At 49.4% G+C, this 14096-nt stretch carries 14 protein-coding genes; 11 read left to right on the top strand and 3 right to left on the bottom strand.

Annotation, left to right across the window (positions count from 1 at the left end):
* Positions 1-54: 54 nt before the first annotated feature.
* Entirely contained in the window at positions 55-438 is a 384-nt protein-coding gene (locus ACAN54_RS29260; RefSeq protein WP_379164136.1) for a GNAT family N-acetyltransferase, read from the bottom strand.
* A 188-nt stretch (positions 439-626) separates the two neighbouring features.
* On the opposite strand from ACAN54_RS29260, the gene ACAN54_RS29255 reads away from it, so the two are divergent.
* The 4 genes from ACAN54_RS29255 to ACAN54_RS29240 all read left to right on the top strand — a co-directional run bounded on the left by ACAN54_RS29255 (position 627) and on the right by ACAN54_RS29240 (position 2987).
* A complete protein-coding gene (locus ACAN54_RS29255; protein ID WP_379164133.1) occupies positions 627-788 on the top strand; it encodes a hypothetical protein in 162 nt (53 codons plus the stop codon).
* 133 nt (positions 789-921) lie between these two features.
* Positions 922-1362 (top strand): HEAT repeat domain-containing protein, encoded by a 441-nt coding sequence (locus ACAN54_RS29250; RefSeq protein WP_379164130.1) that lies wholly within the window; start codon positions 922-924, stop codon positions 1360-1362.
* 90 nt (positions 1363-1452) lie between these two features.
* Complete coding sequence (locus ACAN54_RS29245) at positions 1453-2049, top strand: hypothetical protein (RefSeq protein ID WP_379164127.1); 597 nt, start codon at positions 1453-1455, stop codon at positions 2047-2049.
* A gap of 74 nt (positions 2050-2123) precedes the next feature.
* Complete coding sequence (locus tag ACAN54_RS29240; RefSeq protein ID WP_379164124.1) at positions 2124-2987, top strand: CPBP family glutamic-type intramembrane protease; 864 nt, start codon at positions 2124-2126, stop codon at positions 2985-2987.
* Positions 2988-3101: 114 nt separating this feature from the next.
* Here ACAN54_RS29240 and ACAN54_RS29235 read toward each other — a convergent pair whose 3' ends face one another.
* Positions 3102-4697 (bottom strand): acetate--CoA ligase, encoded by a 1596-nt coding sequence (locus ACAN54_RS29235; RefSeq protein ID WP_379164207.1) that lies wholly within the window; start codon positions 4695-4697, stop codon positions 3102-3104.
* Positions 4698-4978: 281 nt separating this feature from the next.
* On the opposite strand from ACAN54_RS29235, the gene ACAN54_RS29230 reads away from it, so the two are divergent.
* Together ACAN54_RS29230 and ACAN54_RS29225 are read left to right on the top strand one after the other, a co-directional pair.
* Complete coding sequence (locus ACAN54_RS29230) at positions 4979-5503, top strand: GNAT family N-acetyltransferase (protein WP_379164204.1); 525 nt, start codon at positions 4979-4981, stop codon at positions 5501-5503.
* 101 nt (positions 5504-5604) lie between these two features.
* Positions 5605-6318, top strand: coding sequence for a stalk domain-containing protein (locus ACAN54_RS29225; protein WP_379164121.1), 714 nt, complete (start codon positions 5605-5607; stop codon positions 6316-6318).
* 72 nt (positions 6319-6390) lie between these two features.
* Here ACAN54_RS29225 and ACAN54_RS29220 read toward each other — a convergent pair whose 3' ends face one another.
* Positions 6391-6516 carry a DUF4023 family protein gene (locus ACAN54_RS29220; RefSeq protein ID WP_074084383.1) on the bottom strand — a complete coding sequence of 42 codons (126 nt, stop codon included), beginning with the start codon at positions 6514-6516 and terminating at the stop codon, positions 6391-6393.
* Between the two features lie 578 nt (positions 6517-7094).
* Between ACAN54_RS29220 and ACAN54_RS29215 the strand changes: the two genes are divergently transcribed.
* From ACAN54_RS29215 to ACAN54_RS29195, 5 genes are all read left to right on the top strand, one after another.
* A complete protein-coding gene (locus ACAN54_RS29215; RefSeq protein ID WP_379164115.1) occupies positions 7095-8921 on the top strand; it encodes a cache domain-containing sensor histidine kinase in 1827 nt (608 codons plus the stop codon).
* Positions 8914-10440 carry a response regulator gene (locus ACAN54_RS29210; RefSeq protein WP_379164112.1) on the top strand — a complete coding sequence of 509 codons (1527 nt, stop codon included), beginning with the start codon at positions 8914-8916 and terminating at the stop codon, positions 10438-10440. Before ACAN54_RS29215 ends, ACAN54_RS29210 begins: the two co-directional genes overlap by 8 nt.
* Positions 10441-10616: 176 nt before the next feature.
* Positions 10617-12113 (top strand): ABC transporter substrate-binding protein, encoded by a 1497-nt coding sequence (locus ACAN54_RS29205; protein WP_379164109.1) that lies wholly within the window; start codon positions 10617-10619, stop codon positions 12111-12113.
* 84 nt (positions 12114-12197) lie between these two features.
* Positions 12198-13130 (top strand): ABC transporter permease, encoded by a 933-nt coding sequence (locus ACAN54_RS29200; RefSeq protein WP_379164200.1) that lies wholly within the window; start codon positions 12198-12200, stop codon positions 13128-13130.
* A 23-nt stretch (positions 13131-13153) separates the two neighbouring features.
* On the top strand, positions 13154-14071 hold the full coding sequence (locus ACAN54_RS29195; protein ID WP_379164107.1) for a carbohydrate ABC transporter permease: 918 nt from the start codon (positions 13154-13156) through the stop codon (positions 14069-14071).
* The last annotated feature ends 25 nt before the right edge of the window (positions 14072-14096 follow it).

Genomic DNA, 14096 nt, shown 5'->3' with positions numbered 1-14096 from the left:
AAGAAAGCGGAACACTGCTCAGAGATCCTTTTTCAGATAATAGTGGTTGTAACCTCAGGCATTGGGAAGGGTGCCATACACCACAAAACCATGTTTCAGGTAAAAATCCAGCGCTTGGAAGCTCAGGGTGTCGAGCTTGATGAAATCGCAGCCTTTGCTGCGGGCAAGTTGCTCCGCTTCAGCGATCAATAGGCTACCATAGCCGGTTTTGCGGCAGGATTCTTCCACGAACAGGTAGCGCACCTCCAGCCAGTTCCAGCAGATTTCACCGGTAAGACCGCCGTAATTAACCCCCTCCGCATTTTTAAGCAACAGATGTATTTCCTGGTATTTGCCTTTTAAGGAGTCAGGAAGATGGCTCCAGTTAAAATCTCTTATTTTGTCTGATACATAGGTATCGTCGGCTGGAATTGATGCCTGAGAAATAAAAAGCTCCATATCGAGTTACTTCCTTTCAGTGTGGATTGAGCCTGTGCAAATGCAATAACATAACCTTATCATATAGCTACCCTGCATTGGGGATAAAATCCAATTTGAGTTGTTTTTTACTCCTGTTCGGACATGCTACCTGTTAAGCGGCCATGCATGAATAAACGGGGATGATATGAGGAAATGATAGGAGCTATATGCGGGATACCGAGGGCGGGTCGTGGATAACAGTAGAACTTGCGCTAAAAGGCTGGTCGGGTGACCGGAATTTATATGTCGAGGATCTGGCGGGGCGCAGGCTGCTGCTGAGGCTTTCCCGGGTGGATAATCTGCTACACCTCCTGGCAGCAGAAGATTAATATTTTGCCCAAAAGATTGAAATAAACGGCTGCAGTACGGTAGAATTGCACTATATAGGCTTGTTTAGGAAAGTTCAGAATATCAAGCCTGGTATACGAACAGCAGATTTAACCAAGAAGGGGATTGTAACGTTTGAATAATGAAGATATGAACAACGGGCTGCCGGAGAATTACGAGGAATTGAAGAAGGCTGCCGGGCGCTCTGCCGATTGGAGAGCACGTCTTGAGGCCGTGGAGGAGCTTGGCCGCTATAACCATAAACAAATTATCGATATTCTGAATCGTCTGATGATCAGCGATCCTGTATATACCGTCCAAGAAGCTGCATACGAGAAGCTGAAGACCTTCGGTGAAGAGGTCAAAGTCCCGTCCAAGAACAAACCTGAGCTGTTCAGAGGTGTATCCAAGATTGTGCTGCGCATCAAGAAGAGTCTTCCGCGGGATCATTCGTATGAAGAGTTCAAGGAGAAGCTGAAGAAGATGAGGATCGATGTCTACGATGCATATGAAGGCGAGAAGGGCGAGGATTTTGACGCCTGGCTGCAGAAAATGTGGGTTTCGGCCACTAAATAAGTAAAGCCATAGAGCGGAGAGACGGGGAGGATTCCCTATCGCTCCGCTTTTTGACGGTTCTCAAATACGAATCAAGTAAAGGATGACAACATGCTTAACAATTCATCGAATGAATCATTAACACGCCTATTTCAAGAGTTTCTCCAGTTGTCCGCTGGACTGCGTCCCGGCTATATTGACAGCTTAGGGAGCGGGGGAGCGGCAGGAGGCCCGGCGATCAGCGGCATCGTACCGGACGCGCCGAAGCTTCTGGAGGCAATCTACAGCCAGGTTTCCGGTACCAGCAGCGAAGAAGAGGAGCCCAGTCTGGTCGAATTCATTCCGGGCTACCGGCTGATTCATATTCAGGAATATGCGCAGGAAGTTCAGGTGCTGCGAAGTATTCTGGAAGAAAAGGGCTACAGCGGCGGAGGTACTGTGCTGCCTATCCTGACCAACTACGGAAGTGATTTCATCTGTTATCTGCAAAGTGAGGACGGAACCGAGCGGATCTGCGACCTGCTGCATGATTACGGCGACCTGGTCGTGATGTGCGATTCCCCGGAGAAGTTTCTGGAGACCCTTTGCGAATTCTACAAGCAGGACGTTTATTTTCTGGATGAGGAAGGTTATCTGGACTGCGATCTGGTTCTCGAAGGGGAAGTTGGCGCAGCGCTGAATCCATCGGCAAACTATTGGTCAGAATAACTTCCTGCATTCTTGCAGTGTTCCCTCTCATTACTCTGTCTAATAGACAGAGTATACAGAGAGGGTGAATTGTGGTGCGCTACATATTCAGAAATCAAACACGCCAGCTGCGGGCCGGATGGGAACTCCTTCTTGTTGCCGCAACCATTTTTCTTCTGGTCATGGTGATGACTTTTGGTTTATCTCTACGGGTGAATTCCAGGCAGCTGTTTGATCCGGACGGCTGGGTGCGGGTATTCAAATCAAGCGGCCTCTATACGCTGATCGTAGTTCGTTTTACGGTCCGGTTCATCCGCAGGCGTCCGCTCAGTTCCATAGGCTTGTCGAGGCCGGATATGAAAAGATTCACCCAAGGTTTCCTGAGCGGGACAGTATTATTGACTATGGTCATTACCGTTCTATGGTCGCTTGGAAATGCTGCTTTTCAGAATGCGGGATTGTGGCCTCATTTCAGTCAATTAGATCTGCCCGGACTGATCGTCACTGCTTGCATCGCCGGAATCTGCGAAGAGGTTCTGTTCAGGGGATACATTCAGCATCTGCTGGCTAGCCGTCTGGGAACGGTGTGGGCTATAGCCATCACCTCTGTTTTGTTCTCGGCGGCCCATATGGCCAACCCCGGCTATAATGCAATTAGTGCACTGAATATTGTGTTGATTGCCTGTGTTTTTTCCTGGGCGACCCTTCGGACGGGGAATTTGTATTTTGCTATGGCGCTGCATTTCTCATGGAATCTGGTTCAGGGGTATGTGTTTGGAGTCTCGGTCAGCGGGAAAATACCACAAGGCCTATATCCGGTGACGCTGGAAGGCCCTGCCTGGATGACTGGCGGAAGCTTCGGCCTGGAGGCGAGTATTCTGACTACAATCGTGTTTGGTCTGGTCTGTACAAGCCTGCTGCTGGTGACTTTGATGAAGCAGCGCGGGAGAACTTATTAAAAATGTTCATATCTCCACGGCTACCAAAACGGGTGTCTCCCATATTGAGGGAGACACCCGTTTGATTATCTATAGAGGAAACTTACCGTGTTTAGATTATTTCCAGTGGAGCAGCTATTCCTGAGCAGCCTTCTTTTCCTGCTCCCGCAATTCCACGCGCCGGATTTTACCGGAGGCGGTTTTTGGGAGATCCGCGATAAATTCAATTTTGCGCGGATATTTGTAAGGGGCTGTCCATTCTTTAACATGGGACTGCAGTTCTTTGACCAATTCCGGTGTACCCGCGCCGTTGTCCTTCAGTACTACAAAGGCTTTGACAATTGAACCGCGGATCTCGTCAGGACTTGCCACTACGGCACATTCCTTGACCATTGCATGCTTCATCAGGGCTTCTTCCACTTCAAACGGTCCAATGGTATATCCCGAGCTGATGATGATGTCGTCGCCACGGCCTTCGAACCAGAAGTAGCCGTCCTCATCCTTGTGGGCCCGGTCTCCGGTAACAAAATATTCGCCATGCGAGCAGTTCACCTTGCGTTCAGGGTCCTTATAATAATTCTGGAACAAGGCAGGCATGCTTAAATGCACGGCAATATCTCCCACGACTCCTGCAGGCATCGGGTTCCCCTCTTCGTCAATTACTTCAACAATGCCGGGAGCAATGGATTTCCCCATGGAGCCGACACGGATCGGTTCATCCTTGAGTGCCGCAATAATCAGCGTACTCTCCGTCTGTCCGTAGCCGTCGCGGATGGTAATATTGAAATGCTCCTGGAAGGTATTGATGACCTCCTGATTGAGCGGTTCACCAGCGGATACGGCACAGCGCAGCTTGGACAGGTCATAGTGTGGCAGACCTTCGGTTTTGGCCATTAAGCGGTATTCGGTTGGTGTGCAGCACAATACCTGAATCTCCTGATCCTGTAGCAGTTGTAAATACCGGTCCGGATGGAAAGGTCCGTTATAGACAAAGCCAGTTGCTCCGTTGCCAAGAACAGTGAGGAAAGGACTCCAGATCCATTTCTGCCAACCCGGTGCGGCTGTAGCCCAGACGGTATCGGATTCACGGATATCGAACCAGAGAGAAGAGACGATTCTCAGGTGTGCGTACCCCCAGCCATGCGTATGAACGACAGCTTTGGGATTGCCGGTTGTGCCCGAGGTATAAGCCAGAATAGCAATGTCATCGCGGCGGCTGGCTACAGTTGGGAACGTCTCCGGCTGGCCGTCCATCAGTCCCTCCAGGTCAGTCCATCCGCTGCCAAGCGTGTCTTCACTTCCGCCAACCGAGAGGCGGTAATCAAGTGCAGGCATATCTTCGGTGATCTTATTAACTTCTCCGGTCACTTCAGACCAGACAATAACTCCTCTGGCTTCGGAATGACGCAGCCGGTAGGCCAGATCCTTGGCCCGGAGCATTTCGGAAGAAGGAATAACGGCAAGCCCGAGCTTCAGGCAGGCCAGATAAATGACGTAAGCGATAATGCGGCGCGGGACCATGACGAGCACACGGTCACCTTGCTTAAAGCCTAGACCGGATAGTCCGCCGGCAAGGCGGCTCGCCTGCTTCATAAGCTCACCATAGGTGATTTCTTCGTAATTTCCGTTCTCTTGCAGCCACTTGAGTGCAATCTTATCGGCTGGATGGTGCTCCATTTCCGAAGTGAGATTGTAGAATTCAGGTGCAATCCAATGTTGATTGTCCAAAATGAATCTCTCCTAATATAAACGTGATGTTTTTTCAATAGATATAGTATAGCACGTTCTCCTAGTACCAGATGCTAAATGAGGGGATAACAGCAGAATGTTCTGTGACTATTTCCACCGTTGTACCAGTTAGCCCTAATACCTGGTAATGCTAATGCAGGCTATACTAATGAGGTATATGTATATCTTTTACGGTGATCCCCGAGCAATTAAGGGTAAATTATTAAAGGAATCTTTTGCCGCTGACCGGCAACTATCAAGAAAGCAGGACAAAGACGATGAATATGAACCCTACAGCTTTTGATGAAATTTACGCCATTATGGAAGCCTCCTTTCCTGACACTGAGATAAGAACCTTCATGGGGCAAAAAGCACTGCTAGACCATCCCTGCTACCAGCTCCATACCGAACTGGATACGGAGAAGCGCCTTCAGGCCTTCCTGGCCGCATGGGAATTCCCGGAGCTGAGCTTTGTTGAGCATCTTGCGGTTCATCCGAAGGTTCGCGGGAGCGGCATTGGCAAGAAGCTGATGCAGACCTATCTCTCCGGATCAGACAAGCCGGTTGTGCTGGAGGTGGAGCTTCCTGAAAGTGAGATTGCAGCACGCAGGATCGGCTTTTATGAGCGGCTGGGCTTTTATCTGAATCCGTATGATTACGTGCAGCCTCCGCTGCGTGAAGGGCAGGCTGATCTTCCGCTGCGCTTAATGACTTATCCCCGGCCGGCAACGAAGCAGGAATTCCTGAAGTTTAGAGAAATCCTGTACACCGAAGTATATAATGTCCCGGTTCCTGGCCGGCGGATTTGAATTATTTCTTTACAATCACGATACAAGTTGGAAACAAGTTGATGATTAAATGTATCTATAGCAACGAACACCACAAACGAATTCACAAGGAGACGATAATAATGAAAAGCAAAAAAATGATCATAGCAACCATGGTATTCGGAATGGCCGTTACAGGCTCGGCGGGCGTATATGCAGGAACCAACCTGCAGAAGATCAGCGCGTATCTTAATCACAGCATCGGGTTCCAAGTCAATGGTGCCAAGTATACGCCGGTAGACAACAATGGCAGAACGCTTGCGCCAATCACTTATAATGACACAACTTACCTGCCTGTGCGTGCGGTGGCGGATGCGCTCAAGGTGCCGGTTACCTTCAATCCTTCGACCAATCAGGTCATATTGGGTTCGGCGGGAACAACCACTCCAGGTAACGGATCGGCCGTTACACTAGCTACTGTTCAATACAGTGCTGCACAAAAAGAAGCCATCACCAAGGCATTTGCTGCTTTCCAGGGCTTCGAGACAGCCTATGCACCCATGCAAATGGTCAATGGAGACGCCTTCCAGAAGGTAGCCGAAGGCTCCGATGGTGTGAGATTTCTCTTCAGCCACATGAACGTGGATATCTCCCCCCGGGATTACTCTTACGAATATGACGGCACCCCAGTGAAGCTGTCGACCGGAGCAGAAGGCAAATGGTATACGCCTTCGGATATCCCGATGCTGAACTTCAAACTGGATGACCGCTACATCACCCTGAGCTCGCCGGATAAAGCGCTGAGCAAAACCCAGCTTGAGAAAGTGGCTTCAAGTGTTGCCAAATTGAGCAAATAACCTATAGAACCGTGTGAAAAGGGGATGTCCGTCAAAGCCAACCGGCTGAGCGGGCATCCCCTTTGTTTGATGTTATTTATTCGTGCCGTGCTGCTTAGTTGCCAGTCTGGCTTCCGGTGAACCTTTGCCGCGGCGCTTGTTTTTCTCCGCTTTTTTCATATTCTCCTGAAACTTCTCCACGAACTCGTGCGTGTCCATTGGTATCCTCCTAGAGATTTGTGAGCACTGCTTTCTTTGTTAAGCCAAATATACATCGGAAGCAACAGCCAAGTGATGTGAACGTTGCCTCCTAGACCTGATGTTACTGTATCCACTATCGCGGAAGATCATACCTCGCAGGGCAGACAAGTGAACATTAGCCTTCGTTCAGGGCTAGCGCCTTCATAGCAAAGTCATACAACGTTTTTTAATCAAGTTCATTCAATCATACATTCGCCAGCGGGTATGCTTGAAAGAGTTAACTTTTATTTTGTACAGTAAACCTTTAGAATTTACCCTGTTTGCACATTTGTCCGTAGCTTATTGTTGAATTAGAACTATGGTGTGTGAGCAACTGACAGCGATGTGATTAGCGGCAAAAATGCCGTTGTTGGAGTGGCAGCGGCGGCCTCCGCCACACTCACGCCCCGCGCACAGAGCGCCCGCATTCGTGATATAAGCTAGGCCTTCTATTACTGCTGAACCGACCCTCCCTGGGATGGGATCTCAGCAGCCGTTTCCTCTTGCGTGATATAATGTGGCAATCAACCTGCACGAATAGGAGGGAGAGGGACCTTATGCTGCTCCCCGGCAAATGGTACAAAAAGCATTTCAAGAATAATCTGTTCATGAAGATCATCCTGATCTTCTCTATTATAGCGGTGGTAACCACGATTACATTCTCCTATCTGATGTTCTTGCTGATGTCACAATCCGTAGTGCAGAGACAGCTGGAGATCCAGAAGCGGACCGTGGAGAGCGTGAACAACTATATGCAGCATAAATACGATGCCGTGCAGACGATGATGCGCGATGTCTACCGGGACAGCGAACTTACAGCCAATACGTCCTACTTGCTGGAGCATCCTTATCAGGATTATGTCACCTACAGGCTTGACCGCTATCTCAATGAGAGCAGCACCACCACGGACAGTGTACAGTTCTTCCGCAACCAGATGGAGGATGATCCGGATATCCGCAGTCTGTTGCTCTACAGTTCTGCCAAACAGCAGCTGTACGTATTCAACGAACGGGAGAATTTCAATATTATTTCTACTAATGCAGCACATTCATTTGTGCCGGATGCCTTGTATCTGGAAGAAGCCAGCAGTGTAACGACTCCAAATATTTGGGTCCGCAAAACGATATCCCTCGCAGATTCGCCCATGTTCTCCATCCGTGTACCGATCAATGATAAGCAGTCGCTGCGGAATATCGGGCAGCTTCTGGTATTCTATGATGCAGACCATATCTGGTCGAGCATGGGGGACTACAAGGATGACTTCAAAGGCGATATTATCGTGCTGTCGGCTGACAATGATGTATTGTTTGACAGCTCCGGGACATTTTATGGCAAGAAGTATCCTTATCCTGAGCAGATTGAAGCGATCTATGCCGACGGCGAGGAAGTGAACGGCATGCTGATCACGAAGCTGACGCATACCCAGGGCGGCTTTACTGTACTGAGTGCGGTGCCGGAAAAGGAGCTGGCGGCCACTTACAGCGGTCTTCGCAACATGATTATTACCATTTGCCTGATCTGCATACTGTTTGCGGTTATCACGCCCACGCTGTTTATCAGTAATTTTGCCACCCGGGCGCATAACATTATCCGCTTTACCCGCAAGGTGAAGAATGGGGATCTGGATGCCCGCATCACGGATGTGAAGGAAGACGAGCTGGGCCAGATCTCCAAAAGCTTCAATGATATGCTGGACGAGCTGAATCTTTACATCGACCGGGTATTCAAGGCGGAGATCAAGCAGAAGCATAGCGAGATTGCTGCGCTGGAAGCGAGGGTCAACCCGCATTTTCTCTATAACACACTGGAAGTCATCCGCATGCGCGCTATTTCGCAGGGGGCGGGAGATGTCGGAGAGATGATCTACAGTCTTTCTGTTCTGTTCAAAAGCTATGTCCATCCCAAGGCAAAGCATACCCTGAAGGACGAACTGGAAGCCTGCCGGCTCTATCTGGAGCTGTTCCGCATCCGGTATAAGGATAAATTCTCCTATGAGCTCCATTGCCCCAAGGATCTTGAAGGGCGGGTCGTGCTGAAGATGTCCCTGCAGCCCATCGTCGAGAATTATATCCTCCACGGGATGCGGACCGACCGCAGCGATAACCATATCGGGGTTCATCTGGTCAAGGAAGGCAGTATACTCCGGGCAGTGATTAAGGATAATGGCCGTGGTATTAAGCAGGAGCGGCTTGCACAGATTCAGCAGAATCTACTGGATACAGACAGTTCTTCTCAGTCTTTCGGACTGCGGAGCATTCACGAACGGATGAAACTGTTGTATGGGGAGCCCCACGGGTTAGCCATAGCGAGCGAGGAAGGTGCGGGAACCACCGTGACCTTGTGTTTTCCAGATCTGGGAGAGGAGGAACCGACCTATGTATAAGGTGTTTATCGTCGATGATGAGCCTTTTATCATTGAAGGACTGTATGATATTGTCGATTGGGCCGGAATGGGGATGGAGATTGTCGGAAGGGCGGAGAATGGCCAGGAGGCCCTAGAGGCGCTCACTTCGCTCCGTGCCGATATTCTGATTACCGATATTTCCATGCCGCTGATGAATGGACTGGATCTGATTCGTGAAGTCCGCGTCCTCCAGCCGGCGCTGAAGGTCATTATTCTCAGCGGGTATGATGAGTTCGGTTATCTCAAGGAAGGTATGACACTCGGCATTGAGAATTATCTGCTGAAGCCGATTAATCTGGAGGAGTTCAAGGCTACACTGAACAATACGGTGGAGAAGCTTCATATGAGCAGAGTGGAAGATGAATTGAACGCGCAGAGCTTCTCTATATTAAGAGATAATATTATGCACCGCTGGCTCCGGGAACAGATTGGAAGCAGCGAATTCCGGGAGCGCTCGGAACTGCTGGGTATTCAGCTGAACAAGCCGCTATTGCTGGCTGCATTGCTGCGGCCGGGAAGAGGGGCAGGCGATACGGAATTTATGAAGGCAGTTGCGAATGCGCTTGGGGACAGCAGCTCTACTATTATTTTTCAGGATATGGATGGGGATGCCGTGCTTCTGCATGGTTTAAGTGAATACCAGCGCGGGAAGGAAGAGGTTGAGCATTGTCATGAGCAACTGGAGAAGCGGTTGTCATCCTATCAGCCGCTTTGCTTCTCGCTGGGGTCTGTTGTGGAGACAGAAGGAGGAGCAGCCCTAAGCTACGCGCAGGCGAAGAAAGCCCGGGAATATTTCATATTGTTTCCGGAACGGACAGTGATCCGCTATGAGGAGATCGCCGGCCGAAGTGAGGCGGACGGGCGTGAGGTCACCCAGAACTGGGAGCAGGTGCAGAAGCTTATTCTCGCCAAGGATAAGGAGGCGCTGCTGCAGCGGATTGATGAGCGGTTCGAGCAGCTGCGGCATATGGAAGGCGTAACTCCGGAGGTCCTCCAGGATTTCTCCATGGAATGGCTGATCCGCTTAAAAATGCAATTGAAGGAAATCAGGCATTGTGAAGATCCCGAACTGTTCCAGGAGGGCTTCCGCAGACTTCGCGAAACCACCTCGATTCACGAATGGATTCAGATTCTAAAGGACGCCGCATCGTTCACGATTGATCTGCTGATCCGTGATGTGAAGAGTCCGGTCGTGCAGCAGGTGCTTAAATTTATTCAGGAGTCCTATGCGGAGGATATTTCGCTGAAGACACTTGGGGCACAGTTCAATATCCACCCGGTCTACCTGGGACAGCTGTTCAGCAAGGAAGTAGGGGATACGTTCACTGAATATATTAACCGCTACCGGATTGAGAAAGCCAAGGAACAGCTGCGCGAAACCTCATCCAAGGTGCATGAAATCGCCAGGAATGTCGGCTACTGGGAGACCGGTTATTTCTATAAGCAATTCAAAAAATATGTGGGAATTTCCCCCACCGAATATAAAGGACTTGTGTAACGGCTGTCTGCCGGGCAAGTTCTTTTCTTTATTTTCTACATGATTTATTTAGTTTAGCTTCTGTCTGAGAATGCTTACATCAACTAAAGTTAAGATAATCCTTGAGAGGACAGAGGCCGAACAGACCTTCATATGGTCCTGCAGTATCGAGGTGAATAAAGGGGAGGTTATAAAGAATGAGCAAGAAAAGCAAACGGTTGGCCCTGTTACTGACATCGATGATGGCATTCTCAGTACTGCTTAGCGCATGTGGCGGTGGTTCGAACAATGCAAGCTCTAGTGATTCTGCTTCGGGATCCAAAGGCAATTCGGAGAAGCCGGTCGAGCTGATCTGGTACACCATCGGTGCGCCGCAGAAGGATCTGGACATGGTCGTGGCTGAAATCAACAAATACACCAAAGAGAAAATTAACGCAACTCTCAAAATCAATATGCTTGACTACGGCGACTATTCGCAAAAAATGCAGGTTAAGGTAGCCTCCGGTGAACCTATGGACATTATGTTTACCAGTTCATGGGCCTTGGATTATGTGCAGAATGCCCGCAAAGGCGCATTCATGGAACTGGACAGCCTGATTGATGAGTACGGTAAAGACATCAAGTCTACCATTGACCCGGCATTCCTGGAAGGGTCCAAGGTTGACGGACACAACTATGCAATCCCGGCCAACAAAGAGCTTCCGGCACAGGAAGTATGGCGCTTCAACAAAGAGCTTGTAGACAAATATAAGTTCGATATCAGCAGTGCAACCACACTGGACAGCATTGAACCTATGCTCAAGACCATTAAGGAAAACGAACCGGGCGTCACACCATATGCGATGGTAAAGGACTACATGCCGGTACTGCCTTTCGATTATATTATTGAAAAAATGCCAATGGCCGTATATCTGGATACCAAGGACTATAAAATCGTCAACATTCTGGAAAGTCCAGAGCTGAAATCCAGTCTTGAAACCGTACACAAATATTACAAGGCAGGTTATGTATCATCTGAAGTAGCAACAACCTCCTCTGTGGATGATCTGTATAAAGCCGGCAAATGGTTCATGGACCGTGCTACTACACAGCCTATGGCTGATAATCTGTGGACGGCCAGCTATGGCTACCCTGTTGTCTCCAGCCCTGCAGGCGAATCTTACATCTATAACTGGTCCGTAATGGGTTCAATGCAGGCGATCTCAGCTAACTCCGAGCATCCGGAAAAGGCTATGGAATTCCTGAACCTGCTGAACACCGATCCTTATCTGCGCAACCTGATCGACTCGGGTATCGAAGGCGTACATTACGAGAAAATCAATGATAACACCATCAAGAACCTGCCGGAAGCGCAAAACTATGATATGCCGTCCTTCTCTCTGGGCAATATCATGATCAATTATCTGAACGAAGGCGACCCTGCGGACAAATGGGAGCAGTTCAAGAAGTTTAACGAAGCAGGCGTCAATGCTCCTCTGCTCGGCTTCAACTTTGATACCTCCAAGGTAACGAATGAAATTGCCGCTGTACAGAACGTGAAGGAAGAGTTCTGGGCGCCGCTCATGACAGGAACCGTAGATCCTGACGAATATCTGCCAAAAGCGATTGAGAAATTCAAAGCTGCCGGACTCGACAAAATCATCGCAGAAGCACAGACCCAAATCGACGCCTGGAAAGCCGCGAACAATAAATAATTCATTCCCTTAAGGAAGATCGGGCGGGTGCCAAGCCTCTAGCCCGGTCTTTTCTTTTACAGTTTAGGAGGGCTCAACGTGAAAATGATTGGCGGATTCATCCGAAATGTCATCAAAGATAAAGTTATGCTGCTCATGGTCCTACCGGGCGCGCTGTGGTTTCTCTTTTTTTCCTATCTGCCGATGGTGGGGACGGTTATCGCTTTTAAAGAGTACCGGTACAGCCGGGAAGGGTTCTGGGCCAGCATTATCAACAGCAAGTGGGTAGGCTGGGACAACTTCAAGTTTCTGTTCACCACGAATGACGCATATATCATCACCCGTAATACCCTTTTATATAATGCAGTCTTCATTCTGCTGGGATTGGTGCTGTCGGTCGTGATGGCGATTGTGCTCGCAGAGATTGCCAACAAAAAACTGGCCAAGGTCTACCAGACCGGCATGTTCCTGCCGTATTTTCTGTCCTGGGTCGTAGTCGGCTACTTTGCCTTCAGCTTTCTCAGTTCAGAGAGCGGTGTGCTGAATCAGATCCTGAGTTATTTTGGAGCAGAACCTATCAACTGGTATTCCGAGAAAAAATACTGGCCGGTTATCCTCGTGCTCGTGTATCTGTGGAAGGCGCTTGGTTATAACAGCGTAGTCTATTTGGCAGCTATTATGGGCATCGACAAATCGCTGTACGAAGCGGCGATGATCGACGGTGCAGGTAAATTTCAGCAGATCAGGAACATCACGCTGCCGCTGCTCAGCCCGATTATTACGATCATGACCCTGCTGGCCATCGGAAAAATCTTTTACGCCGACTTCGGCCTGTTCTATCAGGTGCCCCGCAATTCCGGGACGCTCTACAGTGTTACGAACGTTATCGATACCTATGTCTATCAAGGCCTCAAGTCTACTGGTGAGATTGGCATGAGTACTGCGGCGGGGCTTTACCAATCCGTTGTCGGCTTCGTGCTTGTCATTACCTCGAACTATATCGTGCGTAAATTCAACAAGGACAGCGCCTTATTCTAGTCAGGGCGAAAGGAGTGAACCAGATGTCCACGATTATCAGAAAAGAACGTGATTTTCATAAGCTCTCCAAAACCTGGAACGTGCTGTTTAATTTGTTTGCCGGTGTGTTTGCCTTGCTTTGTGTCTTTCCTTTTATCTTCGTAGTGATTATTTCCTTCACAGATGAGGGCGCGCTGGCCAGAGACGGCTACAGTCTGTTCCCAGCCAAATGGAGTCTGGGTGCGTACAAATATGTATTCCAGTCGGGAGATATGCTGTTGCGCTCTTATGGGGTGACTATCCTCGTGACGGTGCTCGGCACGCTGATCAGCTTGCTGTTTATTTCGTTTTATGCCTATGCCATTTCGCGTAAAAGCTTCAGATACCGCAATTTCTTTGCTTTCTTTGCCTTTTTCACCATGCTCTTCAACGGCGGACTCGTTCCGACTTATATCATTGTTACGCAGTTTCTGGGTCTGAAGGATACGATCTGGGCGCTCGTGATGCCGCTGGCGGTCAATGCCTTTTACATTATGATCCTACGTACTTTTTACAGCACCAGCGTTCCCGATGCCATTCTCGAATCCGGTAAAATCGACGGCGCAGGCGAATTCCGTATCTTCCTTACGCTGGTACTGCCGCTCTCCTTACCCGGTCTGGCGACCATTGCCCTGTTCAGTACCCTGGGTTACTGGAATGACTGGTTTAATGCGCTGCTCTACATTGATGATCCGAATCTCGTACCGCTGCAGTCTATGCTGATGCGGATCGAGACCAGCATGCAGTTCATTATGCAGAATTCCACCAACAGCTCACTCAGCATGGAGGCGCTTCGCTCTATGCCGCAGGATACCTCGCGTATGGCGATGGTGGTGCTGGCGACGGGGCCGATTATTTTTGCCTATCCATTCTTCCAACGTTATTTCATCCAGGGTCTTACGGTAGGCGCCGTGAAGGAATGAGACCGTAAGCAGAGAGGGAGTGGGG

The sequence above is a fragment of the Paenibacillus diazotrophicus genome (assembly GCF_042610465.1).
The sequence above is the reverse complement of the archived record's forward strand: the minus strand, read 5'-3'. Positions and strand labels throughout refer to the sequence as shown.

Bases quoted from the DNA above. Each gene is read 5' to 3' on its own strand.
- ACAN54_RS29215 (WP_379164115.1), top strand. From the start codon at position 7,095: ATGCTGCTCCCCGGCAAATGGTACAAAAAGCATTTCAAGAATAATCTG.
- ACAN54_RS29220 (WP_074084383.1), bottom strand. From the start codon at position 6,516: ATGGACACGCACGAGTTCGTGGAGAAGTTTCAGGAGAATATGAAAAAA.
- ACAN54_RS29230 (WP_379164204.1), top strand. From the start codon at position 4,979: ATGAACCCTACAGCTTTTGATGAAATTTACGCCATTATGGAAGCCTCC.
- ACAN54_RS29255 (WP_379164133.1), top strand. From the start codon at position 627: ATGCGGGATACCGAGGGCGGGTCGTGGATAACAGTAGAACTTGCGCTA.
- ACAN54_RS29205 (WP_379164109.1), top strand. From the start codon at position 10,617: ATGAGCAAGAAAAGCAAACGGTTGGCCCTGTTACTGACATCGATGATG.
- ACAN54_RS29260 (WP_379164136.1), bottom strand. From the start codon at position 438: ATGGAGCTTTTTATTTCTCAGGCATCAATTCCAGCCGACGATACCTAT.
- ACAN54_RS29200 (WP_379164200.1), top strand. From the start codon at position 12,198: ATGATTGGCGGATTCATCCGAAATGTCATCAAAGATAAAGTTATGCTG.
- ACAN54_RS29210 (WP_379164112.1), top strand. From the start codon at position 8,914: ATGTATAAGGTGTTTATCGTCGATGATGAGCCTTTTATCATTGAAGGA.
- ACAN54_RS29245 (WP_379164127.1), top strand. From the start codon at position 1,453: ATGCTTAACAATTCATCGAATGAATCATTAACACGCCTATTTCAAGAG.
- ACAN54_RS29225 (WP_379164121.1), top strand. From the start codon at position 5,605: ATGAAAAGCAAAAAAATGATCATAGCAACCATGGTATTCGGAATGGCC.
- ACAN54_RS29195 (WP_379164107.1), top strand. From the start codon at position 13,154: ATGTCCACGATTATCAGAAAAGAACGTGATTTTCATAAGCTCTCCAAA.